We start from the raw sequence: 23,368 nt of genomic DNA, 5'->3' as shown, positions 1-23,368 counted from the left end.
GGCACCGAGGGCCGGCCCCGAAGGCCGGCGGGGTACGGAGGAGGCATGCGCGAGGTGGAGCACGCCCGCACAGCACCGGGGCCGGCAGCGGACTCCGGAACGGGGGAGGGGGACCTCGACCGGCTCGACGCCGAGGCGGTGCGGTTCACCTCCGAGCTGATCCGCCTCGACACCACCAACCGCGGCGGCGGTGACGGGTGGGAGCGGCCCGCCGCCGAGTACGCCGCCGCGCGCCTGGCCGAGGCCGGCCTGCGGCCCCAGGTGCTGGAGTCGGCACCGGGCCGGGCCAACGTCGTCGCCCGTGTCCCGGGCGCGGCCCCGTCGGCACCGGCTCTGCTCGTCCACGGCCACCTCGACGTGGTTCCCGCCGACCCTGCGCGGTGGAGCCGGCCCCCGTTCGGCGGCGACGTCGACGGCGGCCTCGTGTGGGGCCGCGGCGCCGTCGACATGAAGGGCACCGACGCCATGGTGCTGGCGCTGGTGCGGCACTGGGCCCGCACCGGACGGCGGCCCCGCCGCGACATCGTGCTCGCCTTCACCGCCGACGAGGAGGACAGCGCGGCCTGCGGCGCCGAGTGGCTGGCCCGCGAGCACCCCGGTCTGTTCGAGGGCTGCACCGAGGCCGTCGGCGAATCCGGCGGCCACACCGTGCACGCCACCGCGGCCGACGGCGGCCCGGTTCGGCTGTACCCCGTCGGCGCGGGCGAACGGGGCACCGCCTGGCTGCGGCTGCGGGCCGAGGGCACGGCCGGGCACGGATCCAAGACCAACCGCGACAACGCCGTCAGCGCGCTGGCCGCGGCGGCCGCACGCATCGGCGCCCACGAATGGCCGGTGCGGCTCACCCCCGTCACCCGCACCGCTCTCGACGGCGTCGCCGCCGCAGTCGGCGCCGGCGCCTCCACCGCCGACCCCGGCTTCGATCCCGCGCGCGACACCGACGCGCTGATCGACAGCCTGGGGGACGCCGCCGAGCTCGTCCGCCCCACCGTCCGCTGCAGCAGCGCGCCCACCGTGCTGGAGGCCGGCTACAAGGTCAACGTGGTCCCGGACCGGGCCGAGGCCGGGATCGACGGCCGCGTACTGCCGGGAACCGAGGAGGAGTTCGCCGCCACGCTGGACGCGCTCACCGGCGACCGCGTCCAGTGGGAGTACCGGCACCGCTCACGGCCGCTGCAGTCGCCGGTGGACGCGCCCCTGTTCGACGCGATGCGCGATGCGCTGCGGGAGTTCGACCCCGGCGCGCACGCGGTGCCCGTGTGCCTGACCGGCGGCACCGACGCCAAGCAGTTCGCCGAACTGGGGATCCGCGGCTACGGGTTCGCGCCGCTGTACCTGCCGCCCGGGCTCGACCACGGCGCCCTGTTCCACGGCGTCGACGAGCGTGTCCCCGTGGACGGGCTGCACTTCGGAGTGCGGGTGCTGGACCGCTTCCTGCGCGGAGCCGGCTGAACCCGCAGCCGGGTTCGGGAGCACCGGCGCACCGCGACCGCGACGACGAGAAGGGCGTTGGACCATGAACGACGGCACCCCCTGCGGCTCCTGGCCGTCCCCGATCGACGCCGACGGCGTCGCCGGCGGCCTCGCCGCCCCCACGTGGCCCGCGGTCCTGGGCGAGGAGGTCTGGTGGACCGAGCCGCGCCCGGCCGAAGGCGGCCGTGTCACGCTGTGCCGCAGCCGGCTGGACGACCCTGCGGCCCGGCCGCAGGAGATGCTGCCCGGGCCGTGGAACGTCCGCAGCCGCGTCCACGAGTACGGCGGCCGCCCCTACACCCTCGTGGCGGCCGCGGCGGGCACCTCCGTCGTCTTCGCCGAGTTCGCCGACCAGCGCCTGTACCTGTGGCGGCCGGGCGACGACCCCGAACCGCTGAGCCCCGAACCGCCCGAGCCCGCCGCACTGCGCTACGTCGAGCCCGTCCTCTCGCCCGGCGGCAGCGAGGTGTGGTGCGTGCGCGAGCACCACACCGGCCCCGCACCCACCGATCTGCGCCGGTCGATCGTCGCGGTGCCGCTGGACGGATCGGCGGCCGGCGACCCCGCCGCCGTGCGCGAGGTCGCCTCCGGCCACCGTTTCCTGACCTGTCCCCGGATCTGCCCGGACGGGCGGCGGCTGTCCTGGATCGGCTGGGACCACCCGGACATGCCCTGGGACAGCACCGTGCTGCACGTCGCCGAGCTGGGGCCGGACGGGCGGGTGGCGGGCGCGCCGCGCACCGTCGCCGGCGGGCCCGGGGTATCCGTCGTCCAAGCCGAGTGGGCCGACGCCGGCACGCTCTACTGCGTCGCCGACCCTTCGGGCTGGTGGAACCCCTACCGGATCAGCGCCGCCGCGGACGGCACCTGGGGCGCGCCGCAGCCGGCGGCCGCCGCCGAGGAGGAGTTCGGCGGCCCTCTGTGGCAACTGGGCTACACCTGGCTCGCGGTCCCGTCCGGGGGGCCGGTCGCGGCCGTGCACGGCCGGGCGACCTCCGCCCTGGGCCGGATCGACCCCGCAACCGGTACCGTCGCCGACGCCGACACCCCCCACACCGAGTGGTCGGGCCGGCTCGTCGCCGGCGGTGCCGCGGGCGACACCCTGATCGGCTTGGCCGCGGCGCCCGACATCGCGCCCGAGATCGTCGCCGTGGGGCCGGGCGGCTCCTGGCGCTCCCTCAGCGCCCCCGAGCGCCACCGCGCCCGCGACGCCGCCGCTCCCGGGGGCGGCGCCCGCACCGGGGGCGGCGCCGGAGCCGCGGCGAGGACCGCGGCCCCGGACGCGGCGCGCGACTACCTCCCCGTTCCGCGCCCGCGGGTGTTCACCGGCCCGGGCGGTCGCGAGGTGCACGCCAACCTGTACCCGCCGCGCAATCCGCACGCCGGTCCCGCACCGGGCGAGCGCCCGCCGTACGCGGTGTGGGCGCACGGCGGCCCCACCGGCCGCGCCCCGATGATCCACGACCCGGCCGTCGCCTACTTCACCAGCCGGGGGATCGGCGTCGTCGAGGTCAACTACGGCGGCTCCACCGGATTCGGCCGCTCCTACCGCGAACGGCTGCGGGAGAACTGGGGCGTGGTCGACGTCGAGGACTGCGTGGCCGCCGCCCACGCCCTGGCCGAGGAAGGCCTGGCCGACCCCGCCCGCATCGCGATCCGCGGCGGCAGCGCCGGCGGGTGGACCGCCGCCGCGGCGCTGGCCTTCACCGACGTGTTCGCCTGCGCCGCCATCCTCTACCCGATCGTGGACCTCGCCGGGTGGCGCACCGGAGAGACCCACGACTTCGAGTCGCAGTACCTGGAGAGCCTCGTCGGCCCCTGGCCCGAAGCCGCCCGGCGCTACGCCGAGCGATCGCCCGCCAACAGCGCGGGTGCCATCAGTGCGCCCTTCGTGCTGATGCAGGGCCGCGAGGACGCCATCTGCCCGCCCGCCCAGGCCGAGCGGTTCCTGCGGCGCGTGGGCGGCGTTCCGCACGCCTACCTGGCCTTCGACGGCGAGCAGCACGGCTTCCGCCGCAAGGAGACCGTCCGGGCGGCGCTGGAGGCCGAGTTGTCGCTGTACGCGCGGGTTTTCGGGTTCGCGACCGACGCCGCGCACCTGGAACTGGCCCCGTGACGCAGGGGCCGGGCAGGCGCGGGCGGCGCCTGCGCCCCGGCGACGCCGTCTCGGTGGTGGCCCCGTGCAGCCCCGTGCCCGCCGACATGCTGGAGGCGGGCCTGGCGGTGCTGCACGGGTGGGGACTGGAGGCGGTCGCGGGCGCGCACCTGCGCGGCCGCCATCCCCGCCTGCCCTATCTCGCCGGCACCGACGCCGAGCGGGCGGCCGACCTGCAACGGGCACTGGCGGACCCGCGCACGTCCGCGGTGCTGTGCGCGCGCGGCGGCGACGGCGCCCACCGGGTCCTGGACGGGCTGGACTTCGGGGAGCTGCGGCGCGCCCCGGTCAAGCCGCTGGTGGGCTTCAGCGACGTGACCGCGCTGCACGAGGCGGTGGCGGTGGAGCTGGGCGCCGCAGGCCTGCACGGGCCGGTGGTGGCCCTGGAGTCCTTCGCCGAGGATCCTGTGGCCGCCGAGCACCTGCGCACCACGCTGTTCGCGCCCGAGGAGGCCGCCGTGCTGTCCGTGCCGGGCGCCGAAACCCTGGTCGGGGGCGTCGCGCGCGGTGTGACCGCCGGAGGCAACCTGAGCGTGCTCAACGACAGCCTGGCCGCACCGCACAGCCGCCGTTCGGCCCGCGGCGCCATCGTGCTGCTGGAGGACGTGGCCGAGGACGTGTCGCGGATCGATCGGATGCTCACCCGCATGCTGCGCAGCGGCTGGCTGGACGGCGCGGCGGGGCTGGTGCTGGGATCGTGGGAGCGGTGCACGCCCGACGCCTCGGCCGTGCGCACGCTGCTGCTGGAGCGCCTGGCGCCGCTGGGCGTGCCGGTGGTGGGCGAGTTCGGGTTCGGCCACCGCGCCGCCCAGCTCACGGTGCCGTTGGGCGCGGCGGCCACGCTGGACGCCGACGCCTGCACCCTGGTTCTGGACCGGCCCGCGCTGGTGTGAACCGCCGCCGGCGGCGCCGCGGCGACGCCACGTGGTTCGCGGGGGCCGACGGTCCGGCGGCGCCGGGGCCCGCCGAGCATCGCGGCGTGCGCTCGGATCCCGGGGTCCGGGGGCGGTGTCTCGGGGTGACCCGTCCGACACCGAATCCGGTTCGGTTCTGCGGCGGGGACCTGACAGGATCGGATCATGGCAGAGCAGAGATCCCCATACGATTTCCCCGACGTCTCCGGCCTCTCCGTCGCGGTGCTGGGCGGTACGGGCGACCAGGGCCGCGGCCTCGCGCTGCGGTTGGCCATGGCCGGACACCGGGTCGTCATCGGCTCCCGCGCCCCCGAGCGCGCCCAAGGCGCCGCCGACGAGCTGGGCGAAGACCTCCCGGTCAGCGGCGCCGACAACGCCGAGGCCGCCCGCAGCTGCGACGTCGTCATCGTCGCCGTGCCCTGGGACGGGCACCGTGCGCTGCTGGAGTCGCTGGCCGGCGACCTGGCGGGCAAGCTTGTGGTCGACTGCGTGAACCCGCTGGGGTTCGACGGCAAGGGCCCTTACGCGCTGGAGGTCGCGGAGGGCAGCGCCGCACAGCAGGCCGAGGCGCTGCTGCCCGACAGCCGTGTGGTCGCGGCGTTCCACCACGTGTCGGCGGTGGTGCTGCTGGACCCCGGGATCGCCGAGGTGGACCTGGACGTGCTGGTGCTGGGCGACGACCGCGACGCCACCGACACCGTGCGCGCCCTGGCCGCCCGGATCCCGGGTGTGCGCGGGATCTACGGGGGCCGGCTGCGCAACGCCCACCAGGTCGAGGCGCTGACCGCCAACGTCATCGCGATCAACCGCCGCTACAAGGCCCACGCGGGCCTGCGCATCACCGACGTCTGAGCGTGCGGGGCGGGCGGTGCGCGGCCGCCCGCCCCGCTGCGGCGCCTACAGCATCGAGCGCAGCTTCTCGATCAGGGTGACCGGGTCGTCGCCCACGGGGGTGACGTTGAGGTCGGTGACGCCGGCTTCGCGGAAGGCGGCCACGCGCTCGCGCACGTAGGATTCGGGGCCCACCAGGTTGGTCAGCTCGACGAACTCGTCGGGCACCGCCGCGGCGGCCTCGTCCTTCTTGCCGTCCAGGTAGAGGTCCTGGATGTGCTCGGCGGCGTCCTCGAAGCCGTAGCGCTTGGCGACGTCGTTGTAGAAGTTCTTGCCCTTGGCGCCCATGCCGCCGACGTAGAGGGCGATCATCGGCCGGGTGAGGTCGGCGAGCTTGCGGGTCTGCTCGCCCTCGCCGATGGCGAGCAGGCCGCCCGCGGAGATCTGCAGGTCGCCCCGCGTCGGGTCGCGCTTGGCCTTGCCGCGGGCCAGCGAGTCGCCCCAGACGTCGGCGGCCTTCTCCGGGATGAACAGGTGGGGCAGCCAGCCGTCGGCGATCTCGGCGGTCATCGCCACGTTCTTCTCGCCCAGGGAGGCGACGAAGATGGGAAGGTCGCTGCGTACCGGGTGGTTGATGATCTTCAGCGGTTTGCCCAGGCCGGTGCCCTCCTCGGGCGGCAGCGGCAGGGAGTGGGTGCGGCCGTCGTGAGTGAGGCGCTCCTCGCGTGCCCAGACCTTGCGGCAGACCTCGACGACGTCGCGGGTGCGGCCCAGCGGTTTGCTGTAGGGGATGCCGTGCCAGCCCTCGATGACCTGGGGTCCACTGGCGCCCAGCCCGAGAACGGCGCGGCCGTCGGAGAGGTAGTCCAGTCCGGCGGCGGTCTGCGCGATGAGGCTGGGCGTGCGGGTGTAGACGGGCAGGATCGCCGATCCGATGTCCACGCGCTCGGTGCGCGCGGCGATGTATCCCATCAGAGTCGGGCTGTCGTAGCCGTATACCTCGGCCACCCACACGGTGTCGAGCCCGACCTTCTCCAACTCGACGACCCGGTCCACGGCCGGCTTCGCCTCGCCGGCGTATTGCAGCGGCATGGAGATGCGCATTGTGCCTCCCTCTGACTCGCGCGGCGGGGCGCGCACGGATGCCGCAACTCTACTACCGAGTAACTTCATGCGGTCCGGGCGGTCGGCGGGCGCGCCGTCGCGGGGCCGGATCGGCGCACGGACCCGGGCACGGCTCGGCCGGCCGCGCGCCGGGGAAGACGGGTCCCGGCGCGCGGCGGCGTTCAGTCGTAGGAGTGCTCGGTGTCGGGGAAGGCCCCCTGTACGACCTCGTCGGCGAAGGCCCGGGCGGCTGTGGAGAGGGTCTCGTTGAGGTCGGCGTAGGCCTTCACGAACGTGGCCACCTGCGGACTGAGGCCGGCCATGTCCTGCCAGACCAGCACCTGGGCGTCGGTGCGGGGGCCGGCGCCGATGCCGATGGTGGGGATCGTCAGCTGCTCGGTGACGCGCCGGGCCAGTTCGGTGGGCACGCACTCCAGGACGACGGAGAACGCGCCGGCGCGCTCCAGCTCCTTCGCGTCGGCCAGCAGGGCGGCGCCGGCCTCCTCACCGCGGCCCTGCACCCGGTAGCCGCCGAGCGTGTTGACCGACTGGGGCGTCAGGCCGAGGTGGCCCATGACGGGAACGCCCGCGGCCACCAGTGCTTCGACGTGGTGGGCGACGCGCTGCCCGCCCTCCAGTTTCACCGCCTGGGCGTGCCCCTCCTTCATGAAGCGCGCGGCGGCGTCCAGGGCCTGCTCCGGCGAGCCCTGGTAGGAGCCGAAGGGCAGGTCGGCCACGACGAGCGCGCGCCGGGTGGCCCGCGAGACCGCGGCGGTCAGCGGAAGCAGGTCGTCGACGGTCACGGGCAGGGTGGAGTCGTAGCCGTAGACGACCATCGCCGCCGAGTCGCCCACCAGCAGTACGGGGATCCCGGACTCGTCGAAGACGCGCGCGGTCAGCGCGTCGTAGGCGGTGAGCATGGGCCAGCGCTCGTGGCGCTCCTTGGCCTGCAGGATGTCGCGGACACTCACCCGGCGGCCGGATGCGCCCCCGTAAAGGGGGGCGGGGGTGGATGCGGTTGTGCTCATGATGCTCTCCTCCGGTGTCTCGAAGCGCGGCTGAGGCGTCTCCGGACGGATTCGGACGGACTCGGCGGCACTGGGCGCCACCGGTTGTTTCATCATCGCATAAGCGGATTCGGAGCTTTCACCCTGTCCCAACCGCGGCGGGAGCGCGGATCATCCCGGAGAACGGCGCCGGCCCGCGGTAACCGGGCCCGAAGCGGTTTCGCGGCGGGGCGGCGGGGGCAGGGCCGTGCGCGGGCCGCCCGACCCGACCGCCTTGGGACCGCAATGCGGGCCGTGTCCGAGAGGACTATGGGCGGTGGAATGGTTTCCGCGGGCCACCGCGTATTCATCTCGACATGAAGCGTCTTCCATCGTGATCTCGGGGAGTCGAATGATTCCGTACGACGCCGCGCGTCTCCGGTCAGGCGGCGAGGGCACGAAAAGTGTGTGAATCGCCAGAATATACCGGACATGCGGACGCATCCGGGTGTATTGTCCGCCGGTTCCGCCCATGCCCGGCAATGCGGCCGATGCAGCGGCATCCGTACGCACGCGGCCACTGTTGAAGTGCGCGGCAATGCCATAAACTGGTGTGCACAAACGGCTCCGGAACCACGCATCCCGCCCGTTGTTCGCGGGGTCATGCACCCTGCGGGTTTCGCCGCCCTCCCGGCGAATAGCAGATGCCCGGCCACATCGCGCCAGGAAGGGAATTCCGTTGTGAGTGGGCACCCCCCAGCCCCGGACGCGGTCGAAACCGCGCCGACCCAGACCCAGGCTCCGCCGATCAAGGTGCTCGTCGTCGACGATCACGCCTTCTTCCGGCGCGGGCTGGTGTCCGTGCTCGACGGCGAGTGCGACATCGACGTCGTCGGCGAATCCGGCGACGGCGAGGACGCCGTGCGCACCGCCGCCGACCTGGTGCCCGACGTCGTGCTGATGGACGTGTGGATGCCCGGAAGCAGCGGCATCGACGCCTGCCCCGGAATCAAGAGCGCGGCGCCCGGCGCCAAGATCGTGATGCTGACCATGAGCGACGAGGAGGACGACCTCTTCGAGGCGCTCAAAGCCGGAGCCACCGGCTATCTGCTCAAGGAGATCTCCGTCGACGAGCTGCCCGGCGCGGTGCGCGCCATCGCCAGCGGGCAGTCCTTCATCACTCCGTCGATGGCCACCAAGCTCATCGGCGAGTTCACCGCTCTGGCCAAAAGGGACGGCGGCCGCGCCCGCCGGGTCCCCGCTCCGCAGCTCACCGGCCGCGAAACCGAGGTCCTGCGCCGGGTGGCGCGCTGCCGGAACAACAAGGAGATCGCCGACGAACTGTTCATCTCCGAGCACACGGTGAAGAACCACGTGCGCAACATCCTGGAGAAGCTGCAGCTGCACTCCCGAACCGAGGCCGCGGTCTACGCGGTCCGCGAGAAGTTCCTCGACTCCGAATAGGCCGGCGCCGGCGCGGACACGAACCGGGCCCCGCACCCGGTGCGGATGCGGAGCCCGGCTGCACGCGGGGTGCGGACCGCGGCTAAAGCGTCGGCAGGTACCGGTCCAGTTCGTATTGGGTCACCTGGCGCCGGTAGGACTCCCACTCCGCCTTCTTGTTGCGCAGGAAGAAGTCGAAGACGTGCTCCCCCAGCGTCTCGGCGACCAGCTCGCTGTTCTCCATCGCGCGGATCGCCTCGTCCAGGCTCTGCGGCAGCGGCGCGATCCCCAGCGCCCGCCGCTCGGAGTCGGTCAGCGCCCACACGTCGTCCTCGGCGCCGGGAGGGAGTTCGTAGCCCTCCTCGATCCCCTTGAGCCCGGCGGCCAGGATCATCGCGTAGGCGAGGTAGGGGTTGCAGGCCGTGTCGACCGAGCGGAACTCGATCCGGCTGGAGTTGCTCTTGTTGGGCTTGTACATCGGCACCCGCACCAGCGCCGAGCGGTTGTTGTGGCCCCAGCACACGTACGCCGGCGCTTCGCCGCCGGCGCCCGCAGAGGCGGCGGCGTTGTCCCACAGCCGCTTGTAGGAGTTCACCCACTGGTTGCACACCGCCGTGATCTCGGCGGAATGGCGCAGCACACCGGCGATGAAGCCGCGGCCGACATTGGACATCTGGTACTCGGCCCCGGCCTCGTAGAACGCGTTGCGTTCACCCTCGAACAGCGACATATGGGTGTGCATGCCCGAGCCCGGGTGCTCGGTGAAGGGCTTGGGCATGAAGGTGGCGTAGACGCCCTGCTCCATCGCCACCTCCTTCATCACCAGCCGGAAGGTCATGATGTTGTCGGCGGTGGTCAGCGCGTCGGCGTAGCGCAGGTCGATCTCCTGCTGGCCGGGGCCGCCCTCGTGGTGGCTGAACTCCACCGAGATGCCCATGGCCTCCAGCATGTTGATCGCGTTGCGCCGGAAGTCGTGGGCGCTGTTGTGGGGCGTGTGGTCGAAGTAGCCGCCGGAGTCGTTGGGCTCGGGCAGCTCGCCCTTCTCGGGCTTCTTCTTCAGCAGGTAGAACTCGATCTCGGGGTGGGTGTAGAAGGTGAACCCGAGATCGGAGGCCTTGCTCAGCTGCCGCTTGAGCACGTGGCGGGGGTCGGCGTAGCTGGGGCTGCCGTCGGGCATCAGGATGTCGCAGTACATCCGTGCCGTGCCGTGCGGCTCGTTGCGCCAGGGCAGCACCTGGAACGTCGACGGGTCGGGTTGGGCGAGCATGTCGGCTTCGTAGACCCGGGCGAATCCCTCGATGGCCGACCCGTCGAACCCGATTCCCTCGGTGAACGCCGCTTCGAGCTCGGCCGGGGCGACGGCGACCGACTTGAGGTAACCGAGTACATCGGTGAACCACAGTCGCACGAACCGGATATCGCGCTCCTCCAGAGTACGGAGCACGAACTCCTGCTGTCGGTTCACGGGCCACCTTCCTCGTCATGGTGCACGCGGCCGTACCGCCTGGTGCGGTCTCCTACCGCCAGTGTGCACTTCGCAGGTTTCCGGCGCATTAACGCAGCTCGCGCCCATTGCCGGTGGGCACAGTGTACGCAGCCTCACATCGCGGGCCCACGCGCACACGGGGGAGGGGAGCGGCGCGCCGGGCGGAGCACCCGCTAGTCTCGGACCGTGGCCCAGCTCAGAATCGCGATGGCGCAAGTGAACCCGACCGTCGGCGACCTCGACGGCAACAGCCGTACCGTCGTGGACTGCGCCCGGCGCGCCCACCAGGCGGGCGCGCACCTGGCGGTGTTCCCCGAACTCATGGTGACCGGCTACCCGGTCGAAGACCTCGCCCTGCGCAACTCCTTCGTGTCGGCCTCCGTCAAGGCCGTGGCCGCGCTCGCCGAGCGCCTGGCCGAGGAAGGGCTGGGCGAGCTGCCCGTGGGGGTGGGCTACCTCAGTCGCCGCGCGGGCGTGGGGGAGCGCTACGGCCAGCCCGCCGGCACCCCGCAGAACGCCTTCGCGCTGCTGTACCGCGGACGCGTCGAGATCACCTCCGCCAAGCACCACCTGCCCAATTACGGCGTCTTCGACGAGTTCCGCCACTTCGTGCCCGGCGAGACGCTGCCGGTGGTGCGCCTGCACGGTGTCGACGTCGCTTTCGCCGTCTGCGAGGACCTCTGGCAGGGCGGCGGGCCGGTGGCCGCGGCCCGGCGGGCCCGCGCCGGACTGCTGGTGACGCTCAACGCCTCGCCCTACGAGCGCGAGAAGGACGACGTCCGCATGGAGCTGTGCCAGCGCCGCGCCCGCGAGACGGGCGCGGCGGTGGGCTATGTGAATATGAGCGGCGGCCAGGACGAGCTGATCTTCGACGGCGACTCGCTGATCGTCGACGCCGAGGGCGAGCTGATCGCGCGGGCGCCGAAGTTCGAAGAGGACCTGTTCGTCACCGACCTGGCGCTGCCGGCCGCCGAGGACGCCGGCGGCCACCCGCCGCGCTCCGAGGAGCCCGAGGACGCCGTCGACGGCGTGCGGGTGGTGCGCCACCTGCACTCGTCCGCGCCGATCGCGCCCTACGCACCCGAGCCGGCGGTGCTGACCCCGCGCGCCGACCCCTCCTCCGACGTCGGCGAGGTCTACCGCGCGCTGGTGGTGGGCGTCCGCGACTACGTGCGCAAGAACGGCTTCGGATCGGTGGCGCTGGCGCTGTCCGGCGGCATCGACTCCGCGCTCGCCACGACCGTGGCCGTGGACGCGGTGGGCGGCGACCGCGTCCACGTGCTGCTGCTGCCCAGCGAGCACTCCAGCGAGCACTCCGTCTCCGACGCCGAGGACCTGGCCGCGCGCCAGGGCGTCGCCGCCCGCACGGTCGCCATCGCGCCCATCGTGGAGGCCTTCGAGCAGAGCATGCCCCTGGAGGGGGTGGCCGCCGAGAACCTCCAGGCGCGGGTGCGCGGAACCCTGCTGATGGGCCTGTCCAACCAGGAGGGCCACCTGGTGCTGGCCACCGGCAACAAGAGCGAGCTGGCCACCGGCTACTCGACCCTCTACGGCGACTCGGTCGGCGGGTTCGCGCCGATCAAGGACTGCTGGAAGTCGCTCGTGTGGCAGCTGGCGCGTTGGCGCAACGCCGAAGCCGAGCGCACCGGCGCGGTGCCGCCGATCCCGGAGAACTCCATCAGCAAGCCGCCCAGCGCCGAGCTGCGGCCCGGCCAGGTCGACACCGACTCGCTGCCGGAATACGACCTGCTCGACGGGATGCTGGACACCTACATCGGCACCGACAAGGGGATGCGCGAGCTCACCCTCGACGGCTACGACCCCGAGCTGGTCCACCGGGTCATCCGCATGGTCGACAAGGCCGAGTACAAGCGCCGCCAGTACCCGCCGGGCCCCAAGATCAGTTCCCGCAATTTCGGCCGCGACCGCCGCCTGCCCATCACCAACCGCTGGACGCCCCGGAACTGACGGCGGGCGCGAGGGGCCGGCCGCTGCGCCCGGCCGGGCAGGCGTCGGCGCTCTCCCGGCCAGGGCGCCTGCCCGGCGGCCGAGCCGTGCACCGGTCAGACCAGCCCCAGCTCGTGGGCCCGGGCGCCCGCGCTGGCGCGGTTGGGCAGGTCCAGCTTGGCCAGGATGTGGGACACGTGCACGCTGGCGGTCTTGGGCGCGATGAACAGCTCCGCGGCGATCCCGGCGTTGGTGCGACCGCGGGCGAGCAGCCGCAGCACCTCGGCCTCGCGCGGGGTCAGCCCGGCAGGCGGGCCCGCCTGCGCCGTGCCGCCGCTTGAGCCGCCGTCGTCCAGCGCCACCCCGGCCCGCCGCGCGAGCTCGCGTGCGCGGCCCTCCAGCACCGCGGCGCCGTGCTCGGCCGCGCGCTTGGCGACCTCGCGCAACCGGTCGCCCACCTGCGCGGACCGGTCGGCGGTCAGCGCGGACTCCGCCGCCAGCAGCAGCGCCTCGGCCCGGTGCAGCGGCATGCCCACGCGGTTCCACTCCTGCACAGCGTCGCTCCACGCCTCGGCGGTCTCGGCCGCCGTCGCCCCGGAGGTGCCGCGGGCGCAGGCCAGGCGTGCGCGGGTCGTCGCCCGGAAGGCCGTCTGGACGGGCCCGTCGGCGCGCATCGCCGCGGCCACGCGCAGCACCTTCTCGCGCACCGCCTCCGCATCGGGCGAACCCGCCTGCGGGCGCTCGGCGGCCTGGCGCACGGTCTCGGCGATGCGGTCGGCCACCACCCAGCCGTATCCGGTGGAGCGCTCGAACTCGATGCGCTCCAGCGCCGTGCCCGCCAGCGCCAGGGCCCGCGCGAAGTCCTGCTCGGCCAGGTACAGGTCGAGGAGCGCGCCGACGCTGAGTTGGATCATGTGGATGCGGGAATGGAGCGTCGCGGGGTCGCCTTCGATGAACGCCGCGCTGCGGCGGGCGCCCTCCAGGTCGCCCTGGGCCACGGCCGCACGAACGCCGGCGGTGGCCAGGTACATCCGATGGGCCGGCGAGGGCGACCAGGACATGGCCCGCTCGATCAGCCTCCGGCACTCGGCGAGGTCGCCGGTGTCGAAGCGCGTCTCGGCCAGGTTCAGCGCGACGAAAGGCCCGCTGGTGCTCATCAGGCCGATCGCGCGCAGGCGTTCGAGGGCGGCCTCCAGGCGGGCGCCGGCCTCACCGTGCAGCCCGCGCTCGCGCAGGTAGTGGGCGAAGCACGCCAGGCCGCGGCATTCCAGGGTGGGGTCCTGCCGCTCGCGAGCCAGGTCAAGGCCGTGCTCGACCAGGGCGCGTCCCTCCTCGAAGCGGCCGTCGTTCATATGCACCGTGCCGAGCGTGGTCAGCGCGTCGGACTCGGCGCAGGTGTCGCCCGACTCGCGGGAGCGGCGGATGGCCTCGGCGGCCAGGTCGCTCGCGTTCAGCGCCACCGGCGCCGTCTCCTGCAACCGGCGCCACTCGGGGTGGTCGTCGGCGAGGGGCTGCTGGTGCAGCTTGACCTCGCGGGCCAGCAGGGAGAGCACGAAGCCGTACCCGGGGTCGTGGGGCGGGTGGATCGACATCGCCTCGACGAAGTCGGAGATCCCGTCTCCGTCGGAGAGCTGGGTGCGTGCCTGGCCGCGGCGCCGCAGCAGAACGGCGCGGTCGACGCGGCTCTGCTCGGCGTCCTCGGGGATCTCGGCGAGGCCGGCGTCGCACAGCGTCCGCGCCCGGAAGAAGTCGCCGCCCTCGATCGCGGCGGCCGCAGCACGGGAGACCACCTGGACGCGGCTGAGGCCCTCGACCCGCTCGGCAGCGTCGGGCACGTCCTCCCACTGCTCCAGGACGCGTTCGAGCATGCGCAGCTCCTCGCCGAAGGCCAGGGTCTCGGAGGCCCGCACCGCCGCCCGCCACGCGGCGCTGAGCGCGCGCGGGACGTCGCGGCCGGAGTAGTAGTGGTGGGCCTGCTCCGCGGCGAGGCGGTGGACGGGGACGGCGCCGGGCAGGGCGTCCAGGGCCTCGGCGAAGCGCAGGTGCAGCCGGGCGTGCTCGCCGGGCAGCAGTTCGCCGTGCACCGCCTCGCGCAGCAGCGCGTGCCGGAACCGGTATCCGGTGCCGTCGATGCGCAGCGCATTGGTGTCGACCAGGACGCGCAGCGCGGTGTCGAGGTCGTCCTCGTCGCGCCCGGCGACACGGGCGAGCAGGTCGTGCTCGATGTGGGCGGCGCTGACGGCGCCGATCGCCGCCACGCGCAGTACCTGGCGGTGGGCGTCGTCGAGCCCGTCCAAAGAGGCCAGCAGGAGTTCCCGAGGCCGCTCGGGCAGGCCCGCGCCGACGAATCCGCGCTGGCCGGCCAGCGACTCCACGAACAGCGGATTGCCGCCGGTGCGGTCGAACAGGGCGGCGGCCTCGTCGGGCGCCAGGTCGCGGCCGCGGACAGCCGCTGCCTGCTCCGCTGCCTGCTCGGGGGTGAGCGGATCCAGCTTCAGCCGGGTGACCGAGGGCAGCCGTTCCAGCTCCAGCAGCAGGCGGCGCAGCGGGTGGCCGCGGTGGAGGTCGTCGCTGCGGTAGGTGGCGACGATCTGCACGGCGGCCGTGCCGAGGTTGCGCAGCAGGAACACCAGCAGGTCCCGGGTGGCGGTGTCGGCCCAGTGCAGGTCCTCGACGACCACTGTGAGGCCCTCGTCGCCCGCGACCGCGGTCAGCAGGCGCAGCACCTGTTCGAACAGCAGTCCGCGCGGCTCGCGCCGGTCCTCGGGAGGCGCGCCCAGCTCGGGCAGCAGCCGGGCCAGCTCCTGGGCGGCGACAGGCTCCTGAGGGGAGTCCGGTCCGCCGCGCCGCGCCAGGGCGTCGAAGACCCCGCGGCCGCGGTCGCGCAGGAGCTGCCGGAGCACGGCGACGAACGGCGCGAAGGGGACCCCGTCGACCCCCAGCTCCAGGCACCCGCCGGCGACCACGCGCCCGCCCGCGACGCGGTCGGCGAACTCCGCGATCAGCCGGGACTTGCCCACTCCCGCGTCGCCGCCCACGAGCACCGTCGCCGCACCGGATCCGGAGCGCGCACGGTGCGCGTGGTCGAGAAGCGTGTGCAATTCCCGCTGGCGCCCGATGAACACGGAAGCGGGTCCGGCCGGTGTCATGGAGTCCAGTATGCCCCGGGGTGCGGAGTTCGAGCACTCCGTTTTCCGCGAGCGGGACCCGCGGCGGCGCCCGGGTGCGCGGATCAGCGCCCGGCCGGAGCTCGGCCGGCGCGAGGGGAGCCCGGATCGGGCGGGCTCCCGCGGCGGTTCCGCCGGCTCGGTGAGCGCGCCGCCCGCAGGGCGCGATGCAGCGCGTTCTCCCGCGCCTCCTCGCGCAGGCGGGCGATCCGCTCGTCGGCGGCGGCGCGCAGCAGGTCCGGGTGCATCATGGCGTCCTATCCTTTGCAACGCGGAACAGGCCCGTGTTCGGGCCCGGCGAGTCACCACGCTCCGCCTAAGAAGGGCGCTCCGGCATCGGGCGAACGCCTTATCCCGCCCCGAGGGCGGCCGCAACCGTGCGACCCCGGCCGCACGGCTCAGGCGGTCCCGCCCCGAGGCCCCGGGGAATCCCGGAAGGTTCCCCGCGCTCCCCGACCGCGGTGCGGCGCCGATATCGGGAACCGCAGGCGTGTCACGTTCCGTTCCCACCCGCATGCGCGTAGTTGTCATCGGTAGGCGCCTGCGGACAGCGGCGGCGTGCGAACGATCGGCACGACGATCGGGGATCGGTGGGCATGGGCGAGGAGACCGCGAGCCGGTGCCGGCTCGCTGCGGGTGCGACGACGGCCGCCCTGGTGGCGGCGGCAGCGGCGGGTGCCCCCGCGGCCGCGGCTCCGGGAGCCGGAGGCGAGCGCACCGCAGCGGTCGAGGGGGCGACCCTGGCCGTCCGCGTCAGCGACGGCCGCGACGAGGTCGCCGCCGGCGACGAAGCGCGCTATACGCTGACACTGCGCAACGACGCCGACCGCGAACAGTCCGCCGTCGTCTCCCAGCGTGTATCGGGGGATGCGGAGTTCGTCGACGTCGGCGCCGACGGCGAGACCGCGGGCGCGGTCGCCAGGTGGCGGGTGGAGGTCGGACCCGGCGCCGAGATCGAACGCACCGCCCGGGTGCGGCTGGGCGAACCGGGCCGGCGGCTGTGGCGCGTGGCCACCACCGTCTGCGCCCAGACCGAGGCGGGGGCGCCTCCGGTGGCCTGCGCCACCGACGCCAACACGGTCGACCGCTCGACCCGCACCGCGGCCTCGGCGGTGTCGGCCCCGCAGCGCGTCCTCACGGTGACCGGACTGTTCACCGGAGTCCTCCTCGTCCTCGCGACGGCCGCAGCGGCCGCCGTCCTCGGGAGCCGCCTGCGCCCGAGCGCCCGCGGGACCCCGGGGCGGGGCGACGCCGCCTGACACCGCCGGGGAGCGGAAGTCAGCCGTCGCCCCCGCCCAGGACGCAGGCCAGCACGGCGCGGATCTCCTCTGCGGACACCCCCCGGTCGTCCAGCAGGGCCTGGAGGAACAGGCCGTCGACCGCCGCGACCGCCGCGCGGACCGTGGTGGGGTCGTCGACGCAGCAGGCCGCGACGTCGGTGAGGGCGGCCAGGTAGCGCCGTACCACCGGGCGCAGGGCGGGGCGCCGCACCGCCAGCAGGGTCAGTTCGTACTCGGCCAGCGCGCGGCGGCGGTCGGCCGCCGCGCCGTCGGCGACGAATTCGGCCAGGGCGGTGCGGACGTCGCTGTGCCGGTCGGCCAGCGCCTCCAGTTGTTCGACGTAGGCGTCGGTGACCGACGTCAGCGCCGCGACCAGCAGGTCGTCGAGGGTCGCGAAGTGGTAGACCGCCGAGCTGGCGGGCACTCCGGCCTCGCGCGCGACGGCCCGATGGGTGACGCCGGCCGCTCCGTCGGCCTCGACCACCCGCAGCGTCGCGGCGATCAGTTCGGCGCGGCGGCGCTCGCCGCGCGCCCGGCGGCCGTCGGCGTGCTCGCCCGTGCTCAGTGTGCCCCTCCCATCTCCAGGGCGAGCACGCCCCCGATGACCAGCACGACGCCGCCGGCCTGGATCCAGGTGAGGCCGTCGCCGAGGAAGAGGGCGCCGATCGCCGCTACGAGCGACACGCCCAGGGCCGCCCAGACGCCGTAGGCGACGCCGATGTTCATGCCGCGGCTGAGGACCTGGGCCAGCAGCCAGAACGCGGCTCCGTAGCCCGCGACGGCGACCAGCGACGGCACGAGGCGCGTGAACCCCTCGGAGAAGCGCAGTGCGATAGTGCCGGTGACCTCGGCGGCGATCGCGCTCACCAGCAGTAGCCACGTCATTGGGGCGGTCCTTTCCTCCCGGTCACCGCGGAGGGCGCGGACCCGGTTCGACGGCGGAGGGGGACGGTGCGGGCGGACTCGCACCAGAAAAAGTTGAACTTCTGTTCAACAAGTTTAGTCTACCGGTCGCTCCCCGACGGCGGCTACCGTGATCAACGTGGCTCGGGAGACATTCACACTGACGGCGGGGGCATTGGCGCGGCGCGGATTCGGCGACGGCGCGCGCGCAGCGAGGCTGATGCAGGACTGCGGCCTCGCCCCCGGGCACCACGCCGGCGTCGTCGACGAACTCGGCGCCGCGCCCGACGCCGACCAGGCCCTGCTGGGCCTGAGTCGCCTGCTGGACTGCTGCGCCGAACCCGGCGACCTGCTGGAGGCGCTGACCGCCGACCCCGACCTGCGTGCCCGGCTGGTCAAGGTGCTGGGCGCCAGCACCGCCCTCACCGACCACCTGGTGCGTCACCCCGGCGACTGGCGGGAACTGCGCGGCGCCGACGCCGCCCGCGCCCCCGGGCCCAGCGAGCTGCGGGCCGGCATGCTGCACATCGTCGGCGCCGATCCCAACTCCGACCCCGCCGCCCCCGTGGCGGCGCGCAACACCGACGGCCCCGATGTCCGCGCCCACGCGCTGCGAGTCGCCTACCACCGGCGCGTGCTGCGCCTGGCCGGGCGCGACCTGACCGGCGCCGCCGACCTGGAGACCGTCGGCGCCGAACTGGCCGACCTGGCCGCCTCCGTGCTGGAGGCCGCGCTGGCGATCGCGCGGGCCGACGATCCCGAACAGGCCGCGCTGTGCCGCTTGGCCGTCATCGGAATGGGCAAATGCGGCGGGCGCGAGCTGAACTACGTCAGCGACGTCGACGTCGTCTTCGTCGCCGAACCCGCCGACGGAGTCGAGGACGAGCAGGCGGCCATGCGCGCCGCCTCGCGGCTGGCCGCGGAGATGATGCGCCTGCCCTCCGAGACCGCCAGCGAGGGCACGCTCTGGCAGGTCGACGCCGCCCTGCGCCCCGAAGGCAAGAACGGCCCGCTGGTACGGGGGCTGTCGGGCCACGTCGCCTACTACCAGCGCTGGGCCAAGACCTGGGAGTTCCAGGCGCTGCTCAAGGCCCGCCCCATCGCCGGCGACCCCGATCTCGGCGCCGCCTACGCCGCCGAGATCGAACCGATGGTCTGGCGGGCCGCGGGCCGCGACAACTTCGTCGACGACGTGCAGTCCATGCGCCGCCGCGTCGTCGCCCACATCCCGCCCGCCGAGTCCGAGCGCGAAATCAAGCTCAGCCGCGGCGGGCTGCGCGACATCGAGTTCTCCGTGCAGCTGCTGCAGCTCGTGCACGGGCGCGCCGACCCCGCGCTGCGGTCGGGCAACACCCTCGCCGCGCTGGAGGCGCTGTCGCAGAAGGGCTACGTGGGCCGCGACGACGCCGCCGGACTCGCCGACGCCTACCGGTTCCTGCGCCGCGTGGAGCACCTGCTGCAGCTGAGCCGGCTGCGCCGCACCCACCTGCTGCCCGATCCCGACAGCCCCGACGGATCCGAGCAGCTGCGCCGGCTGGGCCGGGCGCTGGGGTATGCCGCCAACCCGGTCACCGAGTTCATGGCGGCTTGGCGCCGGGTCGCCGGCGACGTGCGGCGACTGCACGAGAAGCTGTTCTACCGCCCCCTGCTGCACGCGGTGGCGCGCCTGCCCGAGGGCGAAGCCCGCCTGACGCCGGAGCAGGCGGGCGAACGGCTCAGCGCACTCGGATTCGCCGACCCGGCGGGCGCGCTGCGCCACCTGGACACCCTGACCTCCGGCGTCTCGCGCCGGGCGGCCATACAGCGCACCCTGATGCCGGTCATGCTGGGCTGGTTCGCCGACGCGCCCGACCCCGACACCGGGTTGCTGGCCTTCCGCCAGGTCAGCGAGGCACTGGGCGGCACACCGTGGTACCTGCGCCTGCTGCGTGACGATATCCGGGTCGCCGAACGCATGGCCTGGGTGCTGGGCACCAGCCGCTACGTAACCGAGCTGCTGCTGCGCGCTCCCGAAGCGGTCGGCGTGCTGGCCGACGACGCCGAACTCGTGCAGCGGTCCACGCGGGCGCTGGAGGCCGAGGCCGACGCGGCGCTGCGGCGCCACGGCACCGCCGAGAACGCCGTCGCCGCCGTGCGCGCCCTGCGCCGCCGCGAACTGCTGCGCACCGCCCTGGCCGACCTGCTGGAGGTCTCGCCGGTGGAGTCGGTGGGCGACGCGCTCACCGCGATCACCGCGGTGACCGTCGAGGCGGCGCTGCGCACCGCGCGCGCCCGCGTCGCCGACCAGCGCGGCGAGGAGCCGCAGACGCGGCTGTGCGTCGTGGCCATGGGCCGCTTCGGCGGCGGGGAACTGAGCTACGCCAGCGACGCCGACGTGATGTTCGTCCACGAGCCGCTGCCGGGCGCCGCCACGGCGGCGGCGACCGAGTCCGCGATCGCGATCGTGCGCGAGCTGCGGCGGCTGCTGGAGATGCCCGCGTACGATCCGCCGCTGCTCCTGGACGCCGACCTGCGCCCCGAGGGCCGCAGCGGAGCGATGGTGCGCACGCTGGACTCCTATGCCGCTTACTACCGGCGCTGGTCGTCGACCTGGGAGAGCCAGGCGCTGCTGCGCGCCGCGCCGATCGCCGGCGACATGGACCTGGGCGCGCGCTTCATCGAGCTGGTCGACCCGCTGCGCTACCCCGAGGGCGGCGTCGGCGACTCCCAGGTGCGCGAGATCCGCAAGCTCAAGGCCCGGATGGAGGCCGAGCGGCTGCCCCGCGGCGCCGACCCCGCCACGCACACCAAGCTCGGCCGGGGCGGACTGTCCGACGTGGAGTGGGTCGCTCAGCTGCTGCAGCTGCGCCACGGCCACGAGGTACCCGGGCTGCGCACCACGGGCACGATCGAGGCGCTGCACGCGGCGGTCGGGGCCGGGCTGCTGGACCCCGAGGACGGCGCGACGCTGGAGACCTCCTGGCGGCTGGCCGCCCGCGTGCGGGGCGCGGTCATGCTGGTGCGCGGGAAGCCGTCCGACTCCATCCCCAAGTCGCTGCGCGACCAGGCGATCCTGGCCGGGGCTCTGGGCTACCGCGACGACGACGAGGACGAGGGCGCGGTCGGCCGCATGGTCCAGGACTACCGTCAGGTCACGCGCCGGGCCCGCACGGTGATGGAGCGGGTCTTCTACGACGACTGAGCCGCGCCCTCCGAAGCGCCGGGGACCGGCCGGAACGAACTGAGCACCGCCGCGCCGAGCGCGGCGGTGCTCTCCGCGGGGCGAGGGGCGCCCGGAAGCGGGGGAGTGCCTAGACGAACACGGCCACGGCCACGTTGACGACGGCGAGTGCGCCGGCCGCGCCGGCCAGGCGGTTGTCGGGCTTGCGCACGTTGAGGATCCCCACGACGACCACGGCCAGCGCGACGACCAGCTTGACGGCGATCTTCGCGTGGTTGACGGGGTCGTCGCCCATCTCGGCCAGTCCCGTGAGCAGCAGCCCGGTCACCAGCTGCAGCAGCGTACTGTGCAGGATGCTCTTCGGCCCGGCACGGTGCCCGGTGATGAGCTGGATCATGAATCCCGCGATGATGCCGGCCATGCCCAGCAGGTGCAGGAAGACGAGTACCGCGTTGATGAAGTCCATGCCCCGACGCTACCGGGATCGTCGGCAGTGCTCCGCCGTTCGCGGCGGAGATGGAGCCGACCCCCGCGTAGCGGAACAAGAAAAGCCGATCCGCCGCCGGGCGGACCGGCGGAGGAGGAGCCCGGCCGGAGCCGCGCGGCGCGCCGACAGTGCCGGACACGCCCGCAGGACTCCCGGCGCGACCGGCGCGGGGACACGCTCGTGCGGCTGGCGGCCGGCGTGGAGACCGCGACGTCGGGCGGGAGGTGCACCGGCGGGTGCACGTGCTCGCCCGCGCCGTCGAACACCGCCGGATCGGCCTCGGAGCCGGTGCGCACCGCGGGCATGGTCCCTTCCACGAGCGGGGCGAACGTCGGAGACCCCCCTCGATCGGTGATGGGGGTTTGCGAGGCGCCTGCGGACCGAGGAGGCACCCTCCGGGAACCGCATGGAACCGGTCACCCCAGAGGTTGCGGCAATGGGGCGCAGCTCGCCCCGCGAGCGAGCCGGCTTGCCGCCGAGCGCACGCCGCACACGGCAGCGGGACCCGCCGCCGCCCAGGGGTGATGCAACGTCGGTGATCGTGCGGGTTCTCGCCGGTCAGGCGATCCCGATGAGATCGAGCGGGCGGATGAGGTACGCGTAGGTGACCCGCCGGATCGCATCGGGGGCGGTCGGGCGTCCCGGCGCGGGGAGCGGCAGCGCGGCCGGGCCGCGCGACGCGGCGAGGTCGGTCGGCCCGTGGCCCGTGGCCCGTGGGGGCTTTGCCGGACCCGCCGGATCGTGGAGGTGCCGGGCGCGATGCGCACGGCCGGTTCAGGACCGGCGATGCGGCGGCCCAGGCGGGTGCGGGTGTGCCGGGGCGTGTCGGCGGCCCACCGGCCGATCGCGCGCAGCGAGCGGGACCCGCACAGCAGCGCGCACAGCGCGGTGGCCGGGACGGTGCCGATCCCACGGCGGAGGCCGCGTCCGTCGCGCGGATCGTCCACGGCGGTGCGGTGTCGGGCGAGGCCGCGGACGGCGGGGCCGGGGCGCGGCAGAGTGGTGGGGCAGCGGTGTTCTTGTGGATCCGGAGAGTCGTGTCCCCGCGCTCCGGAGCTCCGTTGTTGTGTGTCGGTCGATCGCCGCAACCGTCATGATGCCGTGACCTGCCTCATCGCTCGCACCGAACGACTGCGAATCAGCCCTGGGGGGCGGCGGGTCCCGCTGCCGTGTGCGGCGTGCGCTCGGCGGCAAGCCGGCTCGCTCGCGGGGCGAGCTGCGCCCCATTGCCGCAGCCTCTGGGGTGGCGGCGATGCTTGTGGTTCCCGGAGGGTGCCTCCTCGGTCCGCAGGCGCCTCGGCAAACCCCCCATCACCGATCTCGTGGCTGTACTCGGTGAGGAAGCCGAGTGCGCGTGCGGAACGGAAACACGGTGTCTGCCGGTTCCGCGTTTGCGTGCGTGCCCGTGAACCCCGGTAGTACGTGGGTTCGCATGCAGCTCCGGTGCTCCTTCCGCCTGTACCCGAACGGCCCCCAGCGCCAAGCGTTGGCGCGGGCGTTCGGGTGCGCCCGCGTGGTCGACAACGACGCGTTGCGCGCGCGGGAGACCGCCCGCACCGGCGGCGACGCGTTCCCGACGACCGGGGACCTGTCCACGACGCTGATCACCGAAGCGGAGAAGACCGACGAGCGCGCATGGTCGGGCGAGGTGTCGGCCGTGGTCCTGCAACAGGCGCTGCGGGACCTGGACACCGCCTACCGCACCTTCGTCGACGCGCTGAAGGGAAAGCGGCCGCGCATGGGCGCACCGCGGTTCAAGTCCCGCAAGGACAACCGGCAGGCCGTGCGGTTCACCGCCAACGCCCGATGGAAGGTCACCCCGGGCGGGGACCTGTCCCTGCCGAAGGTCGGGGACGTGCGGGTGCGGTGGTCGCGCTCCCTGCCGTCGGTGCCGTCACCCGGCCGCCGTAGGAGTCCCCGGCTTTTAGGCCGGGGAGCGGAAGTCAATACGGGCTGCAGTGGTAAGTCGCCGCGAGCCTGACACACCGGCATCACATCTCGGCGGTCCCGCGGGAACGGCCGTCGGCCGAGC

Annotated in this window: 18 protein-coding genes; 9 read left to right on the top strand and 9 right to left on the bottom strand. The window is 74.1% G+C overall.

Going from position 1 to position 23,368, the window contains the following annotated elements; genetic code table 11:
* Positions 1-54 precede the first annotated feature (54 nt).
* The 4 genes from HNR25_RS03170 (at position 55) to npdG (ending at position 5,394) form a co-directional block, all read left to right on the top strand.
* Positions 55-1,452: a M20/M25/M40 family metallo-hydrolase gene (locus HNR25_RS03170; protein WP_376767534.1), complete on the top strand. Its 1,398-nt coding sequence runs from the start codon at positions 55-57 to the stop codon at positions 1,450-1,452.
* Positions 1,453-1,516: 64 nt separating this feature from the next.
* A complete protein-coding gene (locus tag HNR25_RS03165) occupies positions 1,517-3,589 on the top strand; it encodes an alpha/beta hydrolase family protein (RefSeq protein ID WP_184633245.1) in 2,073 nt (690 codons plus the stop codon).
* On the top strand, positions 3,586-4,521 hold the full coding sequence (locus HNR25_RS03160) for a S66 peptidase family protein (RefSeq protein ID WP_184633244.1): 936 nt from the start codon (positions 3,586-3,588) through the stop codon (positions 4,519-4,521). The genes HNR25_RS03165 and HNR25_RS03160 overlap by 4 nt, the downstream gene beginning before the upstream one ends.
* A gap of 186 nt (positions 4,522-4,707) precedes the next feature.
* Entirely contained in the window at positions 4,708-5,394 is a 687-nt protein-coding gene (gene npdG / locus HNR25_RS03155; protein WP_184633243.1) for an NADPH-dependent F420 reductase, read from the top strand.
* A 45-nt stretch (positions 5,395-5,439) separates the two neighbouring features.
* On the opposite strand, the gene HNR25_RS03150 is transcribed toward npdG, so the two are convergent.
* Together HNR25_RS03150 and panB are read right to left on the bottom strand one after the other, a co-directional pair.
* Complete coding sequence (locus tag HNR25_RS03150; RefSeq protein ID WP_184633242.1) at positions 5,440-6,477, bottom strand: LLM class F420-dependent oxidoreductase; 1,038 nt, start codon at positions 6,475-6,477, stop codon at positions 5,440-5,442.
* A 182-nt stretch (positions 6,478-6,659) separates the two neighbouring features.
* The gene (gene panB / locus HNR25_RS03145) at positions 6,660-7,505 is read right to left on the bottom strand and encodes a 3-methyl-2-oxobutanoate hydroxymethyltransferase (RefSeq protein ID WP_184633241.1); all 846 of its coding nucleotides are present in this window, start codon (positions 7,503-7,505) and stop codon (positions 6,660-6,662) included.
* Between the two features lie 699 nt (positions 7,506-8,204).
* On the opposite strand from panB, the gene HNR25_RS03140 reads away from it, so the two are divergent.
* Positions 8,205-8,927, top strand: coding sequence for a response regulator (locus HNR25_RS03140; protein ID WP_312862326.1), 723 nt, complete (start codon positions 8,205-8,207; stop codon positions 8,925-8,927).
* 82 nt (positions 8,928-9,009) lie between these two features.
* Here HNR25_RS03140 and glnA read toward each other — a convergent pair whose 3' ends face one another.
* A complete protein-coding gene (glnA, locus tag HNR25_RS03135; RefSeq protein ID WP_184633239.1) occupies positions 9,010-10,371 on the bottom strand; it encodes a type I glutamate--ammonia ligase in 1,362 nt (453 codons plus the stop codon).
* Between the two features lie 207 nt (positions 10,372-10,578).
* On the opposite strand from glnA, the gene HNR25_RS03130 reads away from it, so the two are divergent.
* Positions 10,579-12,360, top strand: coding sequence for an NAD+ synthase (locus HNR25_RS03130; protein WP_184633238.1), 1,782 nt, complete (start codon positions 10,579-10,581; stop codon positions 12,358-12,360).
* A gap of 95 nt (positions 12,361-12,455) precedes the next feature.
* Here HNR25_RS03130 and HNR25_RS03125 read toward each other — a convergent pair whose 3' ends face one another.
* Together HNR25_RS03125 and HNR25_RS03120 are read right to left on the bottom strand one after the other, a co-directional pair.
* A complete protein-coding gene (locus HNR25_RS03125) occupies positions 12,456-15,488 on the bottom strand; it encodes a helix-turn-helix transcriptional regulator (protein WP_184633237.1) in 3,033 nt (1,010 codons plus the stop codon).
* A gap of 83 nt (positions 15,489-15,571) precedes the next feature.
* Positions 15,572-15,757, bottom strand: coding sequence for a hypothetical protein (locus HNR25_RS03120; protein ID WP_184633236.1), 186 nt, complete (start codon positions 15,755-15,757; stop codon positions 15,572-15,574).
* Positions 15,758-16,102: 345 nt separating this feature from the next.
* On the opposite strand from HNR25_RS03120, the gene HNR25_RS03115 reads away from it, so the two are divergent.
* Complete coding sequence (locus HNR25_RS03115; protein WP_184633235.1) at positions 16,103-16,765, top strand: hypothetical protein; 663 nt, start codon at positions 16,103-16,105, stop codon at positions 16,763-16,765.
* Between the two features lie 19 nt (positions 16,766-16,784).
* Here the strand turns inward: HNR25_RS03115 and HNR25_RS03110 are convergent, their stop codons facing one another.
* Both HNR25_RS03110 and HNR25_RS03105 read right to left on the bottom strand, forming a co-directional pair.
* Positions 16,785-17,351 carry a TetR family transcriptional regulator gene (locus tag HNR25_RS03110; RefSeq protein ID WP_184638755.1) on the bottom strand — a complete coding sequence of 189 codons (567 nt, stop codon included), beginning with the start codon at positions 17,349-17,351 and terminating at the stop codon, positions 16,785-16,787.
* Positions 17,348-17,671, bottom strand: a complete 324-nt coding sequence (locus HNR25_RS03105) for a DMT family transporter (RefSeq protein WP_184633234.1) — start codon at positions 17,669-17,671, stop codon at positions 17,348-17,350. Before HNR25_RS03105 ends, HNR25_RS03110 begins: the two co-directional genes overlap by 4 nt.
* 178 nt (positions 17,672-17,849) lie before the next feature.
* Between HNR25_RS03105 and HNR25_RS03100 the strand changes: the two genes are divergently transcribed.
* Positions 17,850-20,870 carry a bifunctional [glutamine synthetase] adenylyltransferase/[glutamine synthetase]-adenylyl-L-tyrosine phosphorylase gene (locus HNR25_RS03100; protein ID WP_184638753.1) on the top strand — a complete coding sequence of 1,007 codons (3,021 nt, stop codon included), beginning with the start codon at positions 17,850-17,852 and terminating at the stop codon, positions 20,868-20,870.
* 109 nt (positions 20,871-20,979) lie between these two features.
* Here HNR25_RS03100 and HNR25_RS03095 read toward each other — a convergent pair whose 3' ends face one another.
* Both HNR25_RS03095 and HNR25_RS27005 read right to left on the bottom strand, forming a co-directional pair.
* Positions 20,980-21,315: a hypothetical protein gene (locus HNR25_RS03095; protein ID WP_184633233.1), complete on the bottom strand. Its 336-nt coding sequence runs from the start codon at positions 21,313-21,315 to the stop codon at positions 20,980-20,982.
* Between the two features lie 437 nt (positions 21,316-21,752).
* Positions 21,753-22,283: a transposase family protein gene (locus HNR25_RS27005; RefSeq protein ID WP_184633232.1), complete on the bottom strand. Its 531-nt coding sequence runs from the start codon at positions 22,281-22,283 to the stop codon at positions 21,753-21,755.
* 485 nt (positions 22,284-22,768) lie between these two features.
* On the opposite strand from HNR25_RS27005, the gene HNR25_RS03085 reads away from it, so the two are divergent.
* Positions 22,769-23,317: an RNA-guided endonuclease InsQ/TnpB family protein gene (locus HNR25_RS03085; RefSeq protein ID WP_312862325.1), complete on the top strand. Its 549-nt coding sequence runs from the start codon at positions 22,769-22,771 to the stop codon at positions 23,315-23,317.
* Positions 23,318-23,368: the final 51 nt, after the last annotated feature.

It is taken from the genome of Streptomonospora salina (genome assembly GCF_014204715.1).
Lineage (GTDB): Bacteria > Actinomycetota > Actinomycetes > Streptosporangiales > Streptosporangiaceae > Streptomonospora > Streptomonospora salina.
This window is presented reverse-complemented; position numbering and strand designations above follow the sequence as displayed.

Excerpts from the sequence above, each read along its gene's own strand:
- npdG (WP_184633243.1), top strand. The coding sequence starts at position 4,708 with ATGGCAGAGCAGAGATCCCCATACGATTTCCCCGACGTCTCCGGCCTC.
- HNR25_RS03085 (WP_312862325.1), top strand. The coding sequence starts at position 22,769 with ATGCAGCTCCGGTGCTCCTTCCGCCTGTACCCGAACGGCCCCCAGCGC.
- HNR25_RS03095 (WP_184633233.1), bottom strand. The coding sequence starts at position 21,315 with ATGGACTTCATCAACGCGGTACTCGTCTTCCTGCACCTGCTGGGCATG.
- HNR25_RS03105 (WP_184633234.1), bottom strand. The coding sequence starts at position 17,671 with ATGACGTGGCTACTGCTGGTGAGCGCGATCGCCGCCGAGGTCACCGGC.
- HNR25_RS03125 (WP_184633237.1), bottom strand. The coding sequence starts at position 15,488 with ATGACACCGGCCGGACCCGCTTCCGTGTTCATCGGGCGCCAGCGGGAA.
- HNR25_RS03165 (WP_184633245.1), top strand. The coding sequence starts at position 1,517 with ATGAACGACGGCACCCCCTGCGGCTCCTGGCCGTCCCCGATCGACGCC.
- HNR25_RS03150 (WP_184633242.1), bottom strand. The coding sequence starts at position 6,477 with ATGCGCATCTCCATGCCGCTGCAATACGCCGGCGAGGCGAAGCCGGCC.
- HNR25_RS03115 (WP_184633235.1), top strand. The coding sequence starts at position 16,103 with ATGGGCGAGGAGACCGCGAGCCGGTGCCGGCTCGCTGCGGGTGCGACG.
- panB (WP_184633241.1), bottom strand. The coding sequence starts at position 7,505 with ATGAGCACAACCGCATCCACCCCCGCCCCCCTTTACGGGGGCGCATCC.
- HNR25_RS03120 (WP_184633236.1), bottom strand. The coding sequence starts at position 15,757 with ATGATGCACCCGGACCTGCTGCGCGCCGCCGCCGACGAGCGGATCGCC.